Source organism: Amycolatopsis sp. NPDC049253 (assembly GCF_040678995.1).
Taxonomy (GTDB): Bacteria; Actinomycetota; Actinomycetes; order Mycobacteriales; family Pseudonocardiaceae; genus Amycolatopsis.
The window spans coordinates 1-20,128 of sequence record NZ_JBFAQX010000034.1 but is presented as its reverse complement, the minus strand read 5'-3'; the positions used below and the strand labels follow the sequence as shown (position 1 = coordinate 20,128).

General features: G+C 72.4%; 21 protein-coding genes and 2 pseudogenes. 10 read left to right on the top strand and 13 right to left on the bottom strand.

All coding sequences use genetic code 11. The features are described from left to right. The first annotated feature begins 511 nt into the window (after nucleotides 1–511). A complete protein-coding gene (locus AB0K15_RS41255) occupies nucleotides 512–1,534 on the top strand; it encodes an LLM class flavin-dependent oxidoreductase (RefSeq protein WP_364064339.1) in 1,023 nt (340 codons plus the stop codon). Nucleotides 1,535–1,673: 139 nt separating this feature from the next. Here the strand turns inward: AB0K15_RS41255 and AB0K15_RS41250 are convergent, their stop codons facing one another. The 9 genes and pseudogenes from AB0K15_RS41250 to AB0K15_RS41210 form a co-directional block, all read right to left on the bottom strand. Next, nucleotides 1,674–3,419, bottom strand: coding sequence for an amidohydrolase (locus AB0K15_RS41250; protein WP_364064102.1), 1,746 nt, complete (start codon nucleotides 3,417–3,419; stop codon nucleotides 1,674–1,676). Between the two features lie 4 nt (nucleotides 3,420–3,423). After that, on the bottom strand, nucleotides 3,424–3,582 hold the full coding sequence (locus AB0K15_RS41245; RefSeq protein WP_364064099.1) for a hypothetical protein: 159 nt from the start codon (nucleotides 3,580–3,582) through the stop codon (nucleotides 3,424–3,426). A gap of 164 nt (nucleotides 3,583–3,746) precedes the next feature. Then, nucleotides 3,747–4,707 (bottom strand): annotated as a pseudogene (locus AB0K15_RS41240) (TIGR03619 family F420-dependent LLM class oxidoreductase). A gap of 61 nt (nucleotides 4,708–4,768) precedes the next feature. Continuing rightward, nucleotides 4,769–5,236 (bottom strand): hypothetical protein, encoded by a 468-nt coding sequence (locus tag AB0K15_RS41235; RefSeq protein WP_364064342.1) that lies wholly within the window; start codon nucleotides 5,234–5,236, stop codon nucleotides 4,769–4,771. A 44-nt stretch (nucleotides 5,237–5,280) separates the two neighbouring features. Continuing rightward, nucleotides 5,281–5,391 (bottom strand): annotated as a pseudogene (locus AB0K15_RS41230) (TetR/AcrR family transcriptional regulator); the annotation flags it as partial. Nucleotides 5,392–5,719: 328 nt separating this feature from the next. Beyond that, the gene (locus AB0K15_RS41225) at nucleotides 5,720–6,256 is read right to left on the bottom strand and encodes a hypothetical protein (protein ID WP_364064096.1); all 537 of its coding nucleotides are present in this window, start codon (nucleotides 6,254–6,256) and stop codon (nucleotides 5,720–5,722) included. Nucleotides 6,257–6,484: 228 nt separating this feature from the next. Next, a complete protein-coding gene (locus tag AB0K15_RS41220; RefSeq protein ID WP_364064093.1) occupies nucleotides 6,485–7,309 on the bottom strand; it encodes a nuclear transport factor 2 family protein in 825 nt (274 codons plus the stop codon). A 138-nt stretch (nucleotides 7,310–7,447) separates the two neighbouring features. After that, nucleotides 7,448–7,855 carry a DUF1232 domain-containing protein gene (locus tag AB0K15_RS41215; RefSeq protein WP_364064090.1) on the bottom strand — a complete coding sequence of 136 codons (408 nt, stop codon included), beginning with the start codon at nucleotides 7,853–7,855 and terminating at the stop codon, nucleotides 7,448–7,450. 54 nt (nucleotides 7,856–7,909) lie between these two features. Beyond that, a complete protein-coding gene (locus tag AB0K15_RS41210; RefSeq protein ID WP_364064083.1) occupies nucleotides 7,910–9,337 on the bottom strand; it encodes a helix-turn-helix domain-containing protein in 1,428 nt (475 codons plus the stop codon). A gap of 196 nt (nucleotides 9,338–9,533) precedes the next feature. On the opposite strand from AB0K15_RS41210, the gene AB0K15_RS41205 reads away from it, so the two are divergent. From AB0K15_RS41205 to AB0K15_RS41180, 6 genes are all read left to right on the top strand, one after another. Continuing rightward, entirely contained in the window at nucleotides 9,534–10,559 is a 1,026-nt protein-coding gene (locus tag AB0K15_RS41205) for an amidohydrolase family protein (RefSeq protein WP_364064076.1), read from the top strand. Further along, a complete protein-coding gene (locus AB0K15_RS41200) occupies nucleotides 10,559–11,311 on the top strand; it encodes an iron-sulfur cluster assembly protein (protein WP_364064073.1) in 753 nt (250 codons plus the stop codon). Before AB0K15_RS41205 ends, AB0K15_RS41200 begins: the two co-directional genes overlap by 1 nt. Then, nucleotides 11,308–12,333, top strand: coding sequence for an NAD(P)-dependent alcohol dehydrogenase (locus AB0K15_RS41195; RefSeq protein ID WP_364064070.1), 1,026 nt, complete (start codon nucleotides 11,308–11,310; stop codon nucleotides 12,331–12,333). Before AB0K15_RS41200 ends, AB0K15_RS41195 begins: the two co-directional genes overlap by 4 nt. A 67-nt stretch (nucleotides 12,334–12,400) precedes the next feature. Beyond that, nucleotides 12,401–12,721: a putative quinol monooxygenase gene (locus tag AB0K15_RS41190; protein WP_364064067.1), complete on the top strand. Its 321-nt coding sequence runs from the start codon at nucleotides 12,401–12,403 to the stop codon at nucleotides 12,719–12,721. Between the two features lie 152 nt (nucleotides 12,722–12,873). Further along, nucleotides 12,874–13,632, top strand: a complete 759-nt coding sequence (locus AB0K15_RS41185) for an MsnO8 family LLM class oxidoreductase (RefSeq protein WP_364064064.1) — start codon at nucleotides 12,874–12,876, stop codon at nucleotides 13,630–13,632. 66 nt (nucleotides 13,633–13,698) lie between these two features. After that, nucleotides 13,699–13,827, top strand: coding sequence for a hypothetical protein (locus tag AB0K15_RS41180; RefSeq protein ID WP_364064061.1), 129 nt, complete (start codon nucleotides 13,699–13,701; stop codon nucleotides 13,825–13,827). Between the two features lie 38 nt (nucleotides 13,828–13,865). Here the strand turns inward: AB0K15_RS41180 and AB0K15_RS41175 are convergent, their stop codons facing one another. The 3 genes from AB0K15_RS41175 to AB0K15_RS41165 form a co-directional block, all read right to left on the bottom strand. Then, nucleotides 13,866–14,855 carry an AraC family transcriptional regulator gene (locus tag AB0K15_RS41175; protein ID WP_364064058.1) on the bottom strand — a complete coding sequence of 330 codons (990 nt, stop codon included), beginning with the start codon at nucleotides 14,853–14,855 and terminating at the stop codon, nucleotides 13,866–13,868. Nucleotides 14,856–14,879: 24 nt separating this feature from the next. Beyond that, nucleotides 14,880–15,983 carry an LLM class flavin-dependent oxidoreductase gene (locus tag AB0K15_RS41170; RefSeq protein WP_364064055.1) on the bottom strand — a complete coding sequence of 368 codons (1,104 nt, stop codon included), beginning with the start codon at nucleotides 15,981–15,983 and terminating at the stop codon, nucleotides 14,880–14,882. A 127-nt stretch (nucleotides 15,984–16,110) separates the two neighbouring features. Continuing rightward, complete coding sequence (locus AB0K15_RS41165) at nucleotides 16,111–16,686, bottom strand: TetR/AcrR family transcriptional regulator (protein WP_364064051.1); 576 nt, start codon at nucleotides 16,684–16,686, stop codon at nucleotides 16,111–16,113. A gap of 108 nt (nucleotides 16,687–16,794) precedes the next feature. Between AB0K15_RS41165 and AB0K15_RS41160 the strand changes: the two genes are divergently transcribed. The 3 genes from AB0K15_RS41160 to AB0K15_RS41150 all read left to right on the top strand — a co-directional run bounded on the left by AB0K15_RS41160 (nucleotide 16,795) and on the right by AB0K15_RS41150 (nucleotide 19,511). After that, entirely contained in the window at nucleotides 16,795–17,247 is a 453-nt protein-coding gene (locus AB0K15_RS41160; RefSeq protein WP_364064044.1) for a DUF1801 domain-containing protein, read from the top strand. A gap of 316 nt (nucleotides 17,248–17,563) precedes the next feature. Beyond that, complete coding sequence (locus AB0K15_RS41155) at nucleotides 17,564–17,863, top strand: hypothetical protein (RefSeq protein WP_364064037.1); 300 nt, start codon at nucleotides 17,564–17,566, stop codon at nucleotides 17,861–17,863. A gap of 25 nt (nucleotides 17,864–17,888) precedes the next feature. Continuing rightward, complete coding sequence (locus AB0K15_RS41150) at nucleotides 17,889–19,511, top strand: NAD(P)/FAD-dependent oxidoreductase (protein ID WP_364064033.1); 1,623 nt, start codon at nucleotides 17,889–17,891, stop codon at nucleotides 19,509–19,511. 56 nt (nucleotides 19,512–19,567) lie between these two features. On the opposite strand, the gene AB0K15_RS41145 is transcribed toward AB0K15_RS41150, so the two are convergent. Continuing rightward, nucleotides 19,568–19,924 (bottom strand): hypothetical protein, encoded by a 357-nt coding sequence (locus AB0K15_RS41145; RefSeq protein WP_364064030.1) that lies wholly within the window; start codon nucleotides 19,922–19,924, stop codon nucleotides 19,568–19,570. Between the last annotated feature and the right edge of the window lie 204 nt (nucleotides 19,925–20,128).

Here is a 20,128-nt window from a genome sequence, read left to right as displayed (position 1 = left end):
GCAGGCGGTGGAACGCCGCGGTGCCGTCGGAGCCCCGCCCGGCGGCGTCGAGCGCGTGGCCGCCGGCCGCGCGGACGCGGGCCCGCAGGCGGTCCTCGTCGACGAGCACGGCGGGGTGCGTGCGGACGAGCCCGCCCACGTCGGCGGCGTCGAGGGCGACCGCCACCGCGTCGAGCGCGGCCTGCCAGTCGCCGTCGGGCACCGCCGGGAACTCGACCCGCCGCAGCTCGGCCAGGTCCTCCTCGGCCGCGACCAGCTGGCGGTGGGGATCGCCCAGGGCACGCGCGCGGCGCTGGGCCGTGAGCTTGTCCGCCCCGCGCTCGACCGCCCACTGGTACAGCGCGGAGAAGGTGGCACCCAGCGTGGCCACCAGTGCGGAGGAGAGCGGAGCTACGACGACACCCCCAGTGTGCGTGCTGCAGCCAGGTTACCGGCCGGGGCGATCCGCGGCGAGGACGTGAGCCGCACCGCCCGCGGGAATCAATCGTGGCGCGCGTACGCTTCCACGGGCGTGAAGAAGATTGGTTTCCTCTCGTTCGGCCACTGGTCGGACACCGCGCACTCCGAGACCCGGTCGGCGAAGGACTTCCTGCACCAGTCGATCGACCTGGCGGTGGCGGCCGAGGAGCTCGGCGTGGACGGCGCCTACTTCCGCGTGCACCACTTCGCGCGGCAGGCCGGCAGCCCGTTTCCGCTGCTCTCGGCCATCGGCGCCCGCACCTCGAAGATCGAGATCGGCACCGGCGTGATCGACATGCGCTACGAGAACCCGCTCTACATGGCGGAGGACGCCGGCGCTGCCGACCTCATCTCCGACGGCAGGCTTCAGCTCGGCATCAGCCGGGGATCCCCCGAGCAGGTGATCGACGGCTGGCGCTACTTCGGCTTCGCCCCGGCCGACGGCGAGACCGACGCGGACATGGCCCGGCAGCACGCCGAGGTCTTCCTGAAAGTCATCGAGGGCGACGGCTTCGCGCAGCCGAACCCGCGCCCGATGTTCGCCAACCCGCCCGGGCTGTTGCGCGTCGAACCGCACTCGCCCGGCCTGCGCGAGCGCATCTGGTGGGGTTCCGGCTCCAACGCGACCGGCGTGTGGGCCGCGAAGCTCGGCATGAACCTGCAGAGCTCCACCCTCAAGGACGACGAGACGGGCGAACCCCTGCACGTCCAGCAGCGCAAGCAGATCGAGGCCTACCGCGAGGCGTGGAAGGAGGCCGGCCACGAGCGCGAACCGCGCGTGTCGGTCAGCCGCAGCATCTTCGCGCTCACCAACGACCTCGACCGCGCCTACTTCGGCCGCGACCGCGACTCGCGCGACCAGGTCGGCATGATCGACGAGAACACCCGGGCGATCTTCGGCCGTTCCTACGCCGCGGAACCGGACGAGCTCGTGCGCCAGCTCAAGGAGGACGAGGCCGTCGAGGCCGCGGACACCCTGCTGCTGACGATCCCGAACCAGCTCGGGGTGGAGTACAACGCCCACGTGCTGGAGAGCATCCTGACGCACGTGGCACCGGAACTCGGCTGGCGCTGAGTTCCCCCGCACCGGCCACCGGGGTTTCCCGGTGGCCGGCGTAATTCCGGGGTGGACGACGCCGTCGGCCGCGGCGCGCCGCGCGGGTGATCCGGCCGGCACGGCGATGTCCCGGCAGGGCACACCGCCGCACTGGGCCTCAGGCCTCGTGCACCACGCGCCCGCCGACGACGGTCATCGTGACGGCGAGGTCCTTGATCGTGCCCGGGTCGGCGGTCAGGGGGTCGGCGTCGAGCACGACGAGGTCGGCGAGCTTTCCGGGGTCGAGGGTGCCGAGGGTGTGCTCGGCGAACTGCGTCTGCGCGCTGCCGAGGGTGTAGAGGTGCAGGGCCTCGCGGGCGGTGATGGCCTGTTCGGGACCGAGGACGTCGCCCTTGAGCGTCTCGCGTGTGACCATCCAGCCGAGCGACCACAGGGGACTGGGCGGGACCACCGGGGCGTCGGTGCCGCCGCCGGCGAGCAGGCCAGCGTCGAGGATGTCGCGGATCGGCACGGCGCGGGAGCCGCGTTCGGCGCCCCACCACTTGACCTGGTTGGCCCCGAGCAGCACGGCGTGGTCCTGCACGCTTGCGAGCAGGCCCATCTTCCGCATGTGCGCGAGGTTCGGGCCGCTGGGCAGGAACAGGTGCATCAGCACCCAGCGCAGGTGCGCGAGCGGCGTGTCGCGGTGCACGATGGCGAGGACGTCGACGATGAAGTCCATCGCCGCGTCGCCGACGACGTGGGTCTGGACCTGGAACCCGTGCCGCGCGGCCCGGCGGTACATCTCGGTCAGCTCGTCCTTGCCGCCGGGCGGCAGAAGCTGGACGCCGTGGTAGTCCGGGCTGGTCTGCTCGCCGGGCACGAGCTGGTACGGGTCGCGCAGGAAGCCGCCCTCGACGCCACCGTCGGAGAGGTACTTCAGGCCGTCGAAGCGGAGCATGTCGTCGCCGGTGCGCGGCTTGAACGCCGCCACGGCCGCGTCGACGTCCGCGAGTGCCGCGATCCGCCACAGCAGGTGCGCTCGCGTGGTCATCTCGCCGTCGTGCCACAGGCGCGTGTAGATCTCGATCTGCGACGGGTCCAGCCCCGGCTCGGTGACGCCGGTGATGCCCAGGGCGTTGTGCTCGGCCATCTGGTCGCGCAGCTGCCGCCGCTGCTTCTCGGCCGACGGCGGCGCGGGCAGCACCGGCGTCACGAGCTGGCGCGCGCGTTCCAGCAGCACGCCGGTGGGCTCGCCGTTCGCGTCGCGGACGATGACGCCGCCCGCCGGGTCCGGCGTGTCGCGCGTGATGCCCGCCAGCTCCAGCGCGCGGCTGTTCACCGTGGCCACGTGGCCGCCGCGCGGGATGAACACCGGGTTCTCAGGCGACACCGGGTCGAGCTCGGCCCGGGCGGGCAGCCGGCCCTCGGCGAGGAGGCTTTCGTGCCAGCCCGAGCGTGCCTGCACCCACGCGCCCGACGCGCTCGCGGCGACGCGGGCGCCGATGGCCGCCACGACATCGGCGATGCTGCGCGCTTCGAGCAGTGAGACGTTGGGCCGGTCGAGTGCCGAGGTGAACTGGTGCAGGTGGCTGTCGATGAGTCCCGGCACCACCGCCCGGCCCTTGAGGTCCACGACGCGGGTGTGCCGCTCCCGCAGGCGCAGGATCCGGTCCGACGGCCCGGTCGCTTCGACGCGTCCGCCGCGGATCGCGATCGCCTGGGCGGTGCGCCCGTGCAGCGCCGCGGTGACGACGTGTCCATTGTGGAGGATCAGGTCGGCCCCGGCGTCCGGGCGGGCCGCGGCGTCCGCCGGCGTCCCGGACATCATCGGTGTCACGGCCAGCCCGGCCGCCGCGGCGAACAACGTCCGCCTCGAGACCGTGGAGCTTTCCCGGGCTTCGGAACCGCACAGCTGGCACATGCCTTCACCTTTCGGACGCGGAAACGTTCGTGCCCTGGCGGAGTGCGAGCGGCCGGCCCGCGCGGGGCTCGGCCACCCCCGGTCCGGCGCCCGCCGTGCCGAGGCCCGCGGCCCCGACCGCACCCGCCACGCCGGTCGGGAACCCCCACCTGGTGACCGTCACCGAGCCCTCACTTCCGCCTCGACGCGAGATCGAACCGGACCCTAGCCCCGAAGGTGTGCCGTGAGTGAATCCTCGGCCACGGAACGACACGAACAGAGCAGCCGCCTTGCCCGGACGTCCCCGGTCACCCGGGACGTCCGGGGCAGCGCCGGACGCCCCGGTGGTCAGGTCCCGGCCGCGCCGAACGCGGCGTGGAACTCGGCGAGCAGGTCGCTGTACTCCTCGATGTCGCGCGAGATGTTCGGCAGCGTCAGCACTCCCTCCTCCACGCCCGCGGCGCCCAGTTCGGCGAGGTCGCCGAGGATCTGCTCGATGCTGCCCTGGTACGGCGGGCGATCGGCCGTCTCCACGCGCACGAACTCGCCGCCCAGCGCGATGATCGCGATGCAGCGGATCGCCCGCGGGTCGCGGCTGTGCTCCTCGGCGCGCTTGCGCAGGTCGGTCAGCGTCGAGGCGACCTGGGCGGGCGGCACCATGACGGGCAGCCAGCCGTCGGCGTGGCGGGCGATGCGCTCGAGCGGCCTGCGGGACCAGCCGCCGAGGAACACGGGGATCCGCTCGGCGGGTTTGGGGCCGGTTTCGGCCGGCCACAAGGTGTAGCGCTCGTTCTCGAACGACGCCGGGTCCGGGCCCCAGACCGCGTCGGGCCACGTCGAGGAACTCCTCCAGGGCGGCGCCGCGCTCTTCCATGGGCCGGGGCGCGGTGGCGGCGAACTCGTCCACGGACCAGCCGGTGCCGAGACCCGCGATCACCCGGCCGCCGCTGATCGCGCCGATCGCGGCGAGCGAACTCGCCAGCCGGTAGGGCATGTGCAGCGGCGGCAGGAGCACCGACGCGCCGATCCGGACCCGCGAGGTGACGGTCGCGGCCATCGTCATCGCCACGATCGGGTCGAGCATCTTGCGGTAGACGTCGGGCCAGGCGCCGTCGCCGTACTCGGTGAGCCGGTGGATCCCTCTCTGGTCCCCGGGGTAGAGCACCCGTTCGGCCACCCACACGCTGTCGTAGCCGGCCTCCTCGGCCTCGCGGGCGCCGCGGACCAGGTCGGTGCGGGGTCGAACTTCCAGTTCTGGGGCAGCGTTACGCCGAGCTTCATCCAGGTCTGCTTGCTGACCATCAATCATTGACTGTCAATCAATGATCGGCATGCGCCCGAAACTGGTTGGGAGTGAAACGATGTGCGGGCTAGAGGTGGGCGAGCGCGTTGGTCACGTCGAGTGCGGGGTCCAGCTCGCGCGCGCCGCGCAGAGCGCCGGCGAGCAGGGCGCAGAACGCCTCCACCAGTGCGTCGAGCCCGAACGGCCGGTCGGCCCGCAGCCAGTCGGCGGTCAGGCGTTCGGCGCCGTCGGCGAACGAACGCAGCGTCGCGGCCACCGCGGGGCGGTCCGGGTCGAGGCCGAGCAGTCCGGCGAGCACCCGCAGGTTCCGGCCGCGGAGGTCGGCGAACACCTCGTCGCGGCCGCCGGCGAGGACGAGGTTCAGTGCCCGGTCGGGGTGTGCGGAGAGGAAGGTGACGAGCCCGCGGAAGCGGGCCCGGATCCGGTCGGGCACCGCCGTCGGCTGCTCGGCTTCCTCCGCTTCGCGCAGCTGCTCGTAGACCTTGGCGACGGCGGCGACGTACGCGCCCTGCTTGCCCTGGAAGTGGTGTGACACGAGCCGTGCGCGACACCGGCGGCGCGCGCGATGTCTCCCACGGTCACCTCGGCGTACGGCCGGCGTGAGAACTCCGCCAGCGCGGCTTCGAGCAGCTTCTGCCGGGTCTGCTCGGCGGCGGCCTGGCGCGCGGTCGGCGGCTTCTCGGGAGTCACGGACCGTCACGGTACTGCAGGCGCCCGGCGGCGGCCTTCGCGGTCAGCGCGGGCGTGAGGAGAAATGCGATTCCTTTTCGGGAAAAGAATCGCGGCGAATGGTCGGGTCAGGCCCCGGCGACCGCGAGACCGCTCACGCACAAGCCGGCGGTGGCGAATCCGCTCACGACGTGACCGAGAATCCTGCGAACGCGAATCATGGTCATTTCCTCCCTGTCGATCCCGGTCGGCCGTCCGGCCTTTCATGATCGACGCTAACAGGAAACGTGGGCCACGCCTCGCCCGAAAACGATCTTGCACGCTTTCGTGCCCCCGCCGCCTTTTCCGCTCACGCTCCGTCGTGGGCGAGTGCTTTCCCGGCCGAACTTCGCCGGAGGAGACCCCACGGTTTGAACACCGTCATCAAATAGGAGAACAGCAGCAGGCTCGGCGCCACGAACACCGGGTACAGCAGATCCGCCGGGCGCGCGGCGGTTTCGCCGGCCACCAGCGCCCGGCCGTAATCGGCGGCCGCGTCGATCCCCGGTCGCAGCGCCACCAGGATGAGCACCGCCATCAGGACGTTCACCGCGAGTTTCGCGGCGACCCACCAGTACCGGACCAGGCCGTACTTGCTGCCCAGGCCGAGCACGACGCCGGTGGCGAGCGTGAGCACGCTCGCGGTGAACATGGGCCACACCGCGAAGAACTCCAGCGCCCGCAACGAGGTCGCGGTCACCGCCGGGTCGTCGGTCAGCAGGGCCGTGCACGCGAGGATCCCCAGCGCGAGGTCGAGACCGAACCACGCCGCCCCGGACACGAGGTGCCCGACCAGGTACCACTTCCGGGTGCGTGCGCCGAGCCGCCACCCCTGTCCGGTCGCCATGCCGCCTCCTCCGTCGATGGCCCGAGCTGTGCGTCCATCGTCGGGGGAAGACGGGCGGGCGTCGTCCGTCGAGCTGCGGTACTTCGGCGTACTACTGCGTGCGTACGCGGGTGACGGTCAGCAGAGGCCATGGGCGTGAAGCTCGAAGTAATGGTGCTCCCGGCGGGCGGGTCCAGTGTCGACCGTCCGGCCCCGCGGCGCGTCCCGGCGGAGGTGACCCCGGTGCGCTTACGCGGCCGGCGCCTCGATGTCGTCGTACACGCGGACCGCGCTCAGCAACCCGTCGAGGCCGCGATCGAACACGCACACCCCGGCCTGCGGCGGCACGTCGTGCGAACCCCAGCCGACGCAGTTGTACTCGAGGACGCAGCGCACGCCGTCGTCGGTGACCACGCACGGTTCGAGGTGGAGACCGCCCACGGCGAACGTCTTCGTGAAGAACTCGCGCAGCGCGTCGGGACCGGTGTGCTGCGTGTGCGTGCCGACGGGCTCGCGCAGGTAGCCGGTGGGGGAGAAGGTGCCCACGATCGCGTCGGCGTCACCGGCCGCCAGCGCCGCGAGGTAGTGCCCGACGACATCGCCGAGCGGGGTGGCGGCGGACGCGAGGATCGGCGGCCGCAGGTGCCGGTGCCCGTCGACCGGCCACTGGCTGCAGTAGGTCCGGAAGACGACGGACCGCTCGTTCGCCGACTCGGCGACCACGGCCACCGGCCAGGCCACCTCCTCGTGCCCGTCGCCGCCGAGCCACGCCAGCAGCTCGACCACGGCCCGCCCGCCGGCGCGCGTGGTCGCGATCCTCTCCGCGCGGGCGTGCTGCTCGCCCAGCCAGACCTGGTTCACGTGGACGAAGTGCCGCAGCTCTTTGTGGCCGCGGATCTCCCCGGCGCGTGGGTCGAACACCGCGACCTCGCCGGGCCAGGCCGTCTCGAGCGTGCGCGCGTCGCCGTCGTTCAGCGCCGCGAAGAACTGCCCCACGGGATCTTCGTGCCCCTGGACGCGAGTCTGCTTGTGCGCCAGCTCGGCGGCGTTGACGAAGTCCGGGAACCACGGCATCTCGACCCACGCTCCTTCTCCCGAGCGGACACCCGGACCCCACCCTGCCTTCTCGGGCGCCGCGGCGACAGTCCCGAAGGGCTGACTTCACCCGGTGTATAACGACCTACACGGCACGGCAGGAGGCTTCGCCGCGGGTTAGAGGCCCGTCAACCGCGTCAGACCGGCGAACCCGTCTTCGGTGCCGGGCCAGTGGGCCCGGACGGCGTCGATCCCGGCGCGGCGCACGACACTGCGCAGCACGAGGGTGACGACGATGGCGTCGTCCGCGTAGCCGAGCACCGGGATGAAGTCCGGGATCAGGTCGATCGGCAGCGCGAGGTAGACCATCAGCAGGCCCAGCCGTACCCGCACTCCGCGGGGAAGGTTGCGGTCCGCGGCCAGGCGGCGGATCAGCCGCAGGACGTCGGGAAGCAAGCGGAGTGCCTCGCGCAGCAGGTCGCCGCGAGGGCGGGCCACGACGAGCACGGCCACGAGGGCGAGCCACAACAGCAGCAGGCCGCCGGCGAGCCCGAGTACCAGGTCCCACCAGAACGAGCCGGTCACCGGCTCGGGCCGGCGCCGAGGTTTGTCGTCACGGCCCGATGCTACGGAAGCCGGTCAGGACCGCAGCTGCCGGTTCTTGATCCCGTACTGCGCCATCTTCCGGTAGATCGTCGCGCGGCCCATGCCGAGCTCTGCGGCCGCGCGGACGACGGTGGCGCCGGGCTGGGCGAGGCAGCGCACGATCTCGTCGCGTTCCATCGCCTGCAGCCGGCTGAGCCGGTGGCCCGTGGTGGTGAACACCTCCGGCGGCAGGTGGTGCGTGTCGATCGTGTCCGCGCGGGCGGCGGCCTCGGCGACGACGCGCCGGAGCTGCTTGGCGTTCTCGGGCCAGTCGTGTGTCGCCAGGGCGCGGGCGGCGGCCGGGGTGAAGGAGACAGCGCGGCCACGCGCGCGGTGGGCGAAGTGGCGGGCCAGCGGGAGGATGTCGTCGGGCCGCAGGCGCAGGGGCGGGAGCTCGACGACGGTGTCCACGAAGGACACCAGCGGCTTCGGGATCGCCGCGGTATCCGTTGCGGTCAGGACGAAACCGGCCGGGTGTCCGGTGAACCGGGCGGCCAGCTCGCCGGCGGCCCAGGCGGGCAGGGCGTCGACGCCGGAGACGATCACGCACGTGTCGGCCTTGCCGACCTCCGGGGCCCACATCGCGAGCCACGCGTCCACGTCGTCCGGTGCGGGCGGGCGCGCGTTGAGCACGCGCTCGCGCGGGTGCAGCTCGCGGCGGGCCAGGGCGGCCAGCGCCGTCTTGCCGACGCCCGGCTCGCCGACCACGGCGACCGCACGGCCGCGGCCCATCGTGTCCATCGCCTCCAGCAGCGCGTGCTGCCACGCCGCGGAGAGCTCCGGCGGGTCGATGCGGTCGGCGTACACGCGGAAGACCTCGCCGCGCGGGGCGGGGCGTGGGCGGCGGCCCGAGGCGCGCGCGAGCATCAGCGAGGAGGTGTGCCCGGCGGCCGTCTGGGCCAGCGCGAGCAGCAGGCCGGACGACTGCTCGGACCACGTCGTGAGGTTCACGCTGCCCGCCAGCGCACCCGTGATCGGGTCGAGCACGGGCACGGCGGCGCACGTGTAGCCGCGCAGGCTCGTGCAGTAGTGCTCACCCGCGCGCACCAGCGACGGCGTGCGGTCGGCCAGCGCGAGGGCGAGGCCGTTGGTGCCGGCGTTGCTTTCCGCGTAGGAGAACCCCGGCGCGAGGTGCACCCGATCCAGCGACCGGGTCATCCCCGGGTCGCCGCACAGCCGGCTGAGCACCAGGCCCTCGCTGTCGGTGAGCATCAGGCTGATGGGCTCGTCGGCCAGGGTCGCGTGCAGGCCGCGCAGCACCTCGTCGCCGCATTCGAACAGCAGCGACTCCGTGTCGACCGTGGCCGTGAACACGGGTTTCACCTCGTCGTCCGGCACCCCGTAACGCGCGCTGCGCTGCCACGACGCCCGCAGCCTCGGCGTGGTGTCGCCGCGAGGCTCGAGCCCGTCACCGCGTGTCATGCCACCTCCCGGGAGACGCCGCACTGCGTCTCGGCCGATCGTGCGTCCGGCTTGGGTAAGGCTAGGAGACCCAGGGTAGCCGCAGGCGCGGGTTCGTGTCTCAAATCGAGACAGCATGGGCCACCTCGACCGGCGATGATCGCCCTAAGTTCCGGTCTTGACGTGCCGATGTGGTCACGAATGCGGAGGAAAGCCCATGTACAGCAAGGACGGCGAGAAGTACTTCATCCTCGACGCGCACATCGCGCTCTGGGACGCACGGCCGGAGAACCAGCGCAACATCCACGGCAAACAGTTCATCGACTGCTTCTACGACTACCACCGCAACCTCAGCCCCGAGTCCGAGGTGTGGCCGTACGAGGAATACCTCTACTACGGTGGCGAGAAGCTGATGAAGGACCTGTTCACGGACGGTTACGTCGACCATGCCGTCTTCCAGCCCGCGGCCCTGCCTGCCTTCTACAACAACAACTTCGGGCAGACCGACGAGGCGTTCGCGCTGGCGCAGAAGCACCCGGACAAGCTGACCTACAACCACTGCTGGGACCCGCGCTTCGGCGAGGACGGTCTCAAGCAGCTGCGCGAGGACGCCAAGCGGTTCAACCTCAAGGGGGCCAAGCTCTACACGGCCGAGTGGTTCGGCGACTCGCGCGGCTGGAAGCTCGACGACAAGTGGAGCTACCGCTACCTGGAGGCCGCGCAGGAGCTGGGGATCAAGAACATCCACATCCACAAGGGCCCGACCATCCGGCCGCTGGACCGCGACGCGTTCGACGTCGCCGACGTGGACAAGGTCGCCACCGACTTCACCGACCTCAACTTCGTGATCGAGCACTGCGGCCTGCCGCGGCTCGAAGACTTCTGCTGGATCGCGACGCAGGAGCCCAACGTGCACGCCGGCCTGGCCGTCGCGATGCCGTTCATCCACACGCGACCGCGCTACTTCGCGCAGATCATCGGCGAGCTGCTGTACTGGCTCGACGAGAACCGCATCCAGTTCTCCAGCGACTACGCGATCTGGACGCCGAAGTGGCTCGTCGAGAAGTTCGTGGACTTCCAGATCCCCGAGGACATGACGGAGTACGCGCCGCTCACCACGGAGATCAAGAAGAAGATCCTGGGCCTCAACGCCGCGGCCATGTACGACGTCCCGGTGCCCGAGGAGCTGCAGGTGAAGAACCCGCCGGCGGACGCGGAGGCCGAAGCGGCGGCGGTTGCCTGATGCCCGATCTCGAAGAGCTGGCGCGCAGTGCGCTCGACTCGGTCTACGACCCGGAGCTCGACGAACCCATCACCGATCTGGGGTTCGTGCGGTCCGTGGCCGCGACCGAGGCCGAGCTCACCGTGCACCTGCGGCTGCCGACCTCGTTCTGCTCGCCCAACTTCGCGTATCTGATGGCATCGGACGCGAAGGACGTGCTCACCGCCGTGGCGGGCGAGCGACGGGTGGTCGTGCAGCTCGACGACCACCACGACTCCGACCTGATCAACCGCGGTCTCGCCGCCGACGCCGGGTACCTCGGCACCTTCGGCGCCGAGGCCGAGAAGGACCTCGACGAGCTGCGGCTCACCTTCCGCCGCAAGGCCCACACGGCCGCCATGGAGCGGGCGCTCACGGGCCTGCTTCGCGCGGACAAGGAGCTGAAGGAAGAGGATTTGCACGACGTGAGGCTCGGCGACCTGCCGGCGGGCCTCACGACCGACGCGCTGCTGCGGCGGCGGACGTCGCTCGGGCTGAGCGTCGAACCGGGTGAACCGGTGCTCGTCGACGAGCACGGCGAGCCCTACCCGCGCGAGGAGGTGCCGCTGCGGCTGCGGTTCGCCCGGTCGATCCGGATCTCGATCGACGGCAACGCGCACTTCTGCCGCGGCCTGCTCCGCACGCGTTACCCCGGGTCGGAGACCGACCAGACGGCCCGGCCGCACGACCCGTCCGTTTCGGCTGTCGCCGGTGAGGAGGCACGAGCTTCGTGAAGGCTGTCCAGGTCGTCGGGTACGACGAGAAGCTGCGCATGACCGACGTTCCCGAACCCGAGGTGACCGGGCCGCACGACGTGCTCGTGCGCATCGGCGGAGCGGGTGTGTGCCGCACCGACCTCCACATCCTCGAGGGGCAGTGGGCGGAGAAGTCCGGCGTCACCCTGCCTTACACGATCGGGCACGAGAACGCGGGCTGGGTGCAGGCCGTGGGCTCCGCGGTCACGAACGTGGCCGAGGGCGACAAGGTGATCGTGCACCCGCTGATCACGTGCGGGCTGTGCCCCGCGTGCCGGCGCGGCGACGACGTGCACTGCGAGAACAGCCAGTTCCCCGGCATTGACACTGCCGGCGGCTACGCGCAGGTGCTCAAGACCTCGGCGCGCAGCGTGGTCAAGCTCGACGACTCGCTGGAGCCCGCGGACGTCGCGGCGCTGGCCGACGCCGGCCTCACCGCGTACCACGCGGCGGCCAAGGCGTCGCGTCGCCTTCACCCGGGCGACAAGTGCGTGGTGATCGGCGCCGGCGGGCTCGGGCACATCGGCATCCAGGTGCTCAAGGCGATGACCGCGGCCGAGCTGATCGTGGTCGACCGCAACGCCGACGCGGTGAAGCTGGCCGAGTCGATCGGCGCGAACCACGGCGTGGTCGCCGACGGCGGCCACGTGGCGGCCGTGCAGGAGCTGACGGGCGGCCACGGCGCGGAGGTCGTGGTCGACTTCGTCGGCGAGGGCGGCGCGACGCGGGACGGTGTGGCGATGCTGCGGCGCGCGGGCGACTACCACGTGGTGGGCTACGGCGAGAACATCAACATCCCGACGATCGACGTGATCTCCACGGAGATCAACTTCATCGGGAACCTCGTCGGCTCCTACACCGACCTGTGCGAGCTGATGGTGCTGGCCGCGCAGGACAAGGTGAAGCTGCACACCACGAAGTACCCGCTCGACAACTTCCAGCAGGCCCTCGACGACCTCGACGGCGGCCGCATCCGCGGGCGGGCGATCCTGGTCCCGTGAGCGCGGCCGTCCACAGCGGACGCGCCCGCGGCGGCGCTAGGCTGCTGAGGGCACGAAGGAGGAACAGATGATCTTCATCACCGTGAAGTGGCAGATCAAGCCGGAGTACGCGGACCGGTGGCCGGAGCTCTCGCGGGAGTTCACCGAGGCCACGCGAGCCGAACCGGGCAACAAGTGGTTCGACTGGTCCCGCAGCCTCGACGACCCGAACGAGTACGTCCTGGTGGAGGCCTTCGCCGACGACGCGGCCGCGGCGCACGTCAACGCGGACCACTTCAAGAAGGCGCAGGCCGAGTTCCCGCAGTACCTGCAGAAGACCCCGGACATCATCAACACCACCCTCGACCAGGACACCTGGTCGGAGCTGGGCGAGATGAAGGTCGGCTGAGGCGCGCGCGAACACGACGGCGGCGGCGCACCCCTGGGCGGGTGCGCCGCCGTTTTCGTCTGCCGCGCCCTCTCGCTCGGTGAAGGCGTGTCCGTGCTGCTCCCGGCAGACCTGGCACAGCGGGTCGCGCGCGTCGGTGGCAGACAGGACGGGTGCGCGTCGCGGTGCTCGACACTTCCCCGATCGTGGCGGGATCCACGGCGGCCGAGGCCCTGCACCGCACCGTGGACCTCGCGATGCTCGCCGACGAGCTGGGGTACCACCGCTGCCGGGTGCCCGAACACCACGGCATGCGCGGGGTCGCCGGCTCGGCGCCGGCGGTGGTCGTGGGGCGGGTCGCGGCGGCGACCCGCAGGATCCGGGTGGGGGCAGGCGGGGTGCTGCTGCCGAACCACACGCCGATCGTGGTGGCCGAGCAGTTCGGGACGCCGGCGGCGTTCCACCCGGGCCGGATCGATCTCGGGCTCGGGCGGGCGCCCGGCGGTCCCCGCGCCGCCGCGGACGCCGTGCGCGGCGAACGGGAGCACTCGGCGAAACCTTTGGCGGAGCCAGTGAAAGAGCTGCTGGGTTACTTCGCCGGCGACGGGTCCGTTCGCGCGGTGCCCGCGGTCGGCAACACGCCGGCGGTCTGGGTGCTCGGCTGGAGTCCGGCCGGCGCGCGGGTGGCCGCCGGGCTCGGGCTGCCCTACGCGTTCGCCCACCACCTCAACGCCCGCCTGGCGCGCGAAGCACTGCCGGCGTACCGCGAGATCACCGTGCGGCCCACACTGCGCAGCGTTGCCGTGATCGCGGCGGACACCGACGAACGCGCGCGGTGGCTCGCGGGGCCCGAGCGGCTGAAGATCCTCAGCCGGCACCGCGGCCGCCGGATTCTGTTGCCGGACCCGGAAACGGCCGCCGCACACCCGTAAACCGAGGCCGACCGCGCGGAGATCGAGGCCCGGTGCGGCCACCTCGTGGTCGGTTCGCCCTCGACCGTGCGGGACCGGCTGCAAGGCCTGCTCGACCGGACGGCACCGCACGAGCTGATGATCACCACACCCGTGCGCGACCACGCGGACCGGCGGCATTCCCACGAGCTCGTCGCCGACCTCGTGACCCGCTGAGGCCCGCGCACGGCGACTGGGCCGGCTGTCCACTGTGGTCAGACCGGCCGCCGCTGGCGGGCCGTCTCGGAAGGCAGCTCGCCGAACCGCGCGCGGTACTCCTGCGCGAACCGGCTCAGGTGCGTGAACCCGCAGGAGTGCGCGATCTCGGCCACCGTCCGGTCGGCGCCGAGCAGGGCGCGGTGCGCGCGGCCGAGCCGGATGTCGCGCAGCAGAGCCGTCGGCGTGGTGCCGAGCCGGCGGCGGAACCGCGCCTGGAGCTGGCGAGGGCCGAGTCCGGTCGCGCGGGCGAGGTCGGCGACGGTCACCGGCTCGGCGTGGTGCTCCTCCAGCCAGGCGCGCGCCCGCTCGACCACGTCGGCCGGCTCGTCGGCGGGACCGGCGAGCAGTTCGGCTGACGACGTGTGCGGCAGGCCGAGCAGGATCGCGGTGAGCAGCTGGTCTTCCAGCGCCCGCAGCACGGCCGGCCCGAGCGGCGCGCGGGTGTCGGCGAGGGCGAAGCAGGCGGTGCGCCACGCCGGGTCGAGCAGCGCGGCCGGTCCCGCCGCCGGGGCGTTCGGCGGCAGGAACCGCAGCGCCGTGCTCGGCGGACGCCCGAGCAGGGTGGCGAGGTGCTCCTCGACCCGCGACATCCGCGTGGACAGCACCAGGGCGCCGGCGTGCGGGTCGGGGCGCATGACCGTGTGATCGTCGCCGGCGAGCGCGAAGCCGGACGTGAGCACCTCGCCGGCGACCTCGGGCGCCGAGACCCGCATCGGGCCGAGCGGCACGGTGAGCGCGAAGCGGTTGCGTGTGGGGAAGGCGTCGACGGTGACCTGGGCGCCGTAGCGGACCACGACCAGGTTGAGTGCGCCGAGTCCCGCCACGGCGACCGTGCCGTCCGGGCGGCCGCGGCGGGGCTCGATCTCGTGCACGACGGTGAGGTCCTGCACCCGGTCGCGCAGGTCGGTGAGCCGGGTGGAGCGCAGGGACGTCGCGAGCAGCGTGCCCTCTCCGGAGCGGGGCGGGACCCTCGTCGTCGCGGTCACCGGCGGCTCCCCTCTGGCGTCCCGTCAGCCGGCGGGGGCCCGGATCCCGCGGGCCTCGAGGCGCGGCAGCACTTCCTGGGCAAAGTAGCCGAGCTCGCCCGCGTAGTCCACGAAGGACAGCGTCATCCCGGCGAAGCCGGCCTCGTGGAACGCGGCGATCCGGTCGGCGACGTCATCGGGCGCGCCGATCAGCGGGCAGCTGCCGTGGCCGGCGGCGAACCGCGCGCGGAAGGTCGCCAGCATCTCCGGCGTGAAGGACTGCGCGTGCAGGCCCTGCAGCCGCATGAGGTTGTCGACGGCGGCCCAGTCGGCCTGCTCGCCGGCGTAGTAGCGCAGGTACTCCTCGGCCTCGGCGCGCGTCGGGCGGCAGACGACGTGGCCGAGGGTGAACACGCCGACCTGGCGCCCGTGCTCGCGTTCGGCCTCCGCGCGGACGGACTGCACGATCCCGGCACCGTCCTCCGGCCCGCCGACGATGGTGAACGCGACGTCCGCGTTGCGCGCCGCGAAGCCACGGCCCTGCTTCGACGAGCCGGCGTTGAGCACCGGCAGCGGCCCGTCGCAGGGCTTCGGCATCCCCTCGACGCCCTCGAGCCGGAAAAACCGGCCTTCGTGGTCGAACCGGCCGTCCTCGGTCCAGATCCGGCGGACGACGTCCCACCACTCCTGTGCCAGGGCGTAGCGGGCGTCGTGCTCGGCGGGCAGATCCGCGCCCAGCGCGCGGTATTCGGGCTCGTTCCAGCCCGCCACGATGTTGATCCCCGCGCGGCCGGCCCCGACCAGGTCGGCGGTGGCGAGCTGCTTGGCCACGACGACGGGGTGGTTGAACGCGGTGTGCACGGTGGTGAACACCGTGATCCGCCGGGTGCGCGCGAGCAGCGCCGCCGCGAGCGTCGTCGGGTCGAGCACGCCCTCGTGGAAGTTGGTCTCGCCGCCGTAGCCGATCCAGCGGGCGATGGGCAGCAGGAAGTCGATCCCGATCTCGTCGGCCAGCTCGGCCAGGCGGAGGTTGTCCTCCCAGCTGCCCGACCAGCGTTCGGGGATCTTGGTCACGGCCAGCCCGGACGAGCAGTTGGCCGAGAACAGCCCCAGCTTGAACCCTTTGCCGTCGGCGACGGGTTTGACCATGGCTCCTCCTCGGGGCGCGGTGCCGATGTGGTGTGCCGAAGTCTCACCGCGTCGCCGGTCCGCGGCCATCCGGGACGCGAGGGGGATGGCCGGATCGCGCACCGCCCCCGGCCGGGTCCACAAAGGATCAAGCCGCGTACGCGGCCATGAACAGGTCGATCAGGCCGTCGACCGCGGCTTCGTCGACCGGGCGGGCCGAGAGCAGGGCGCGGTAGTAGAGCGCGCCGCACAGGACCTCGGCGGCGAACCCGAGCTCGGCGTCCGCCTTGAGCTCGCCGGCGCGCTGGGCGAGGGTGATGCGCTCGAGTGTGCTTCTCTCCACGGTCACCAGGAACCGCTCGTGCAGCGTTTCGCGCAGTGCTTCGTCGGATTGCGCTTCGGCGATCACCGCGCGGTACACGGGGCCGATCGGGGGCGTGGAGAGGGCGGGTGCCGAGCGGAGGAATTGCTCGCGCAGGTCGGCGCGAACGTCACCGGTGTCGTGGTAGTCCAGGTCGGTCGTCCAGACGCGGGCGAGCGCGTCGAGCAGCAGCGCGGACTTCGACGGCCAGCGCCGGTAGATCGTGTGCTTCCCGACGCCGGCCCGGCGCGCGACCGCCTCCATGCTCAGCCCGGCGTAGCCCACCTCCGTCGCGAGGTCGAGCGTGACCCGCAGGAGTTCGTCGGTACGCGCGGCGCCGCGGCGCCGGGGTTCCTCGCCCATGGCCGGGAGTTTAACGGCACGGGCCGTGCCATTGACAGGTGCCGACGGGGAAGCCATGCTGTGCCCGATCGGCACGGGCCGTGCCGATCTTGGTGGAAGGGGAATCGGATGGCCACCGGACAGACGGCTCGGCGCGAGGGCTTCAGCGCCGAGGAGCGGGCGGCGATGAAGGACCACGCGAAGGACCTCAAGGCGGCCGCGCGTGGCGGCTCGAAAGCCGAGAAGGCGGCGCAGGCGCGGCAGGACGTGCTCGACAAGATCGCGGAGCTGGACCCGGCGGACCGGGTACGGGCCGAGCGCGTGCACGCCGTCGTCCTGGCCGCGGCGCCACAGCTGGAGCCGAAGCTCTGGTACGGCATGCCGGCCTACGCCCTCGACGGCAAGCTCCTGTGCCACTTCCAGCCGTCGGCGAAGTTCAAGACCCGCTATCCGACGCTCGGGTTCAGTGACCTGGCGAAGCTCGACGACGGTGCGCTGTGGCCGGTCGCGTACGCCGTCACCGAGATGACCGCCGAGGTCGAGAAGCAGATCACCGCCCTGGTGCGGCAGGCGATCGGCTGATCTCGCGCCTTCCACGACGAGTACGCCGCGATCGGGGCGTGCGTGTTCGAGCGGGCCTGCGTGATGCCGGAAGTCGTGCGGCCAGGACGACTCCATCGCGTGCTTCGGCAAGAGGCGTTCACCACGATCGTCGGGCCACTGCGGGCGGGTGAGGCAGACTCGGGACGCCGCTCGGCGGCCTGTGTCCTGAGCGCGACCACGGCGTCGCGTTCGCGCGGGTCACGTCGGCGGTGCCGCGGCCGGACGAGGCGCTGACCCTCGACGGCCGGGGTTTCGGAACGCACCTGCCGCGGCAGGTCGGACGGGAGGAAACGGCATGAAGGTCGTCATCGGTGCGGACCGTCGGCCGGCGGTGGTCGAAGCCGAGGAGCTGACGTCGCTGTCGGTCGAGCGAGCCGAGGGGGTCACCGAAGCCGACGTCGACACGGCGTTGCGCGGGGCCGGAGCCGGCACCGCGGCCGACGGGCACGCGTGGCTTTCGGTGGCGTGGCTGCGGGGCGAAGGACCCGGTGTCGATCCACAGTGGACGGAAGCTTTCGGGAAGATGATCGCCTACGCCGCGAGCAAGGGCTGGACCGATCCGCGGCAGGAGTCGGTGCGGGCCCACCTGGCGTGAGAAGAATCGCGTGAGGGGGAATCCGATGCCGGACGCGATCGTGGTCGGCAGTGGCGTCAACGGCCTGGTCGCGGCGGCCGAGCTGGCCGGCGCCGGCTGGTCGGTGACGCTCGTGGAGCGCAACGACCGGCTCGGCGGGTTCATCGCGAGCGAGGAACGCACGCTCCCGGGCTACGTGCACGACACCTTCTCCTCCTGGCACCCGCTGTTCGTCTCGGGCGGCGCGTACGCGGCGCTGGGGGAGGAGCTGCACCGGCAGGGGCTCGTCTACCGCAACGCCGAAGGTCCGCTCGTCGCGAGCCTCGCCGACGACGGGCACGCCGTGGTCGCGCACCGCGACCCGGAGCGGACGGCGGCCGAGTTCGCGCACGCCGAGGACCGCGCCCGGTACCTGAAGGCGTTGCGGGACTTCCTGGACCACGCCGGCCCGGTCGGCGGCCTGATGGGTTCGGAGCTGCGCTCGCCCGCGCTGCTGAAGCACGCCGGCGGGCTCGCGCGCGGCCTCGGCCGCACGGGAACCGAACGCTGGCTGCGGGACTTCGTGAGCAGCGGCCGTTCGTGGTGCGCGCGGGAGTTCACCGGCTCCGAGGTCGATCACCTGTGGATCCCGTGGCTGCTGCACGCGGGCTTGGCACCCGACCAGGCCTCGGGCGGGTTCTTCGTGCCGGTGCTGGCCGCGACCCTGCACGGGTTCGGCCTGCCCGTGGTCGAGGGCGGGGCCGGGCGGTTCGTCGAGGCGTTCCGGTCGCTGCTCGAAGCTCGTGGCGTGGAGATCCGCACGGGCGCGCCGGTCGAGCGCGTCCTCGTCGAGGGCGGGCGCGCGGCCGGTGTCGTGGCCGGCGGCGAGACCCTGCGGGCCACGCGGGCCGTAATCGCGTCGGTGACGCCGACGGCGCTATACGGCGAGCTGCTGCCGGCCGGGTCCGTGCCCGAGCAGGTCGCCGACGAGGCCCGGCGCTTCCGCTACGGCCGCGCGGAGCTGCAGATCCACGTCGCCCTGTCCGCGCCGCCGGACTGGCGCGACGAGCGGCTGCGCGAGATCCCGCTCGTCCACGTCTCCGACGGATCGGCGAGCACCGGAATCGCCTGTGCCCAGGCGGAAGCCGGCCTGCTGCCGGACCGCCCGACCATCGTCGTCGGCCAGCAGTACCTGCTCGACCCCTCGCGCGTGCCCGAGGGCGCGGCTGCGTTGTGGTTGCAGCTGCAGGAAACGCCGTTCGCCCCGGTCGGTGACGCGGCGGGGGAGCTCGACGTCACGGGCGGCTGGACCCCGAGCCTCGCCTCCGCCTACGCCGACCGCGTGCTCGACCGGATCGCGCGGCACGCCCCCGGGCTGCGGGAGAAGGTGCTGGCCGTGGACGTGATCACCCCACCGGACCTGCGGACGGCGAACGTCAACGCCGTCGCCGGCGACCCCTACGGCGGCGCCGCCGAAGTCGACCAGAGCTTCCTGTGGCGCCCGTTGCCCAGCGCGGCCCACCACCGCACGCCGGTGCCGGGGCTGTGGCACATCGGCGCGTCGACGCACCCGGGCGCCGGGCTCGGCGCCGGCTCGGGCCACCTCGTCGCCCAGCGCCTCGTCACGCCGTCGCGCGTGGAGTCGGCGAAGTCTGCGCTGAGGTCGTGGTTGCGGGGCTCGCGCACCTGAACGCCGGGTCCGCGACGACGGGTGTGGCGGCCGGGAAACCGACCTGGCATCAGCGATCACGGCGGAAGGCCGGGAGAGGGCATGGACGCCGGCGGCGAACCCCTCGGCACCCCGCCCGCGAAGGCGGTGCCGCGCCGCGCGCGGGCGATCCTGCCGTCGTTCGACGCGAGTTCGTCCGTGCTCGGGATCGGCGAGCTGGCTACCGTCTCGGCACGTGGCTCTGCGAGCTCGGCCAGCGCGCACCCGCCCACCGTTCGCTGCGCGTGGTCGCCGCGCCGTTCCTCGCCGATCTGGCGCACGTCACGCAGGAGACCGTGCTGCTGGTCGTGCCCGGCCGGGGCGGGATGCCGTTCACCGAGGAGTACGTCGGCAGCCGGGGTCGCGGCCGGGTCGTCACGCAGCTCGACGGCCACGTTCCCCCGCGCTCCGCGGCTTCGGGCGAGGCGATCCTCGTGTTCGGCCCGAGCCCTGGTTGCGCGCCGAGCTCGCCGAGATCCGCCGCCGCGGCTACGCCGTGTCTGACAATGTTTTGGTCCAGATGGTCACCGCGTGAAGGAGCACGGCTGAGCGGTAGATGATGGCGAGCTTGTCGAAGCGGGTGGCCAGACCACGCCATT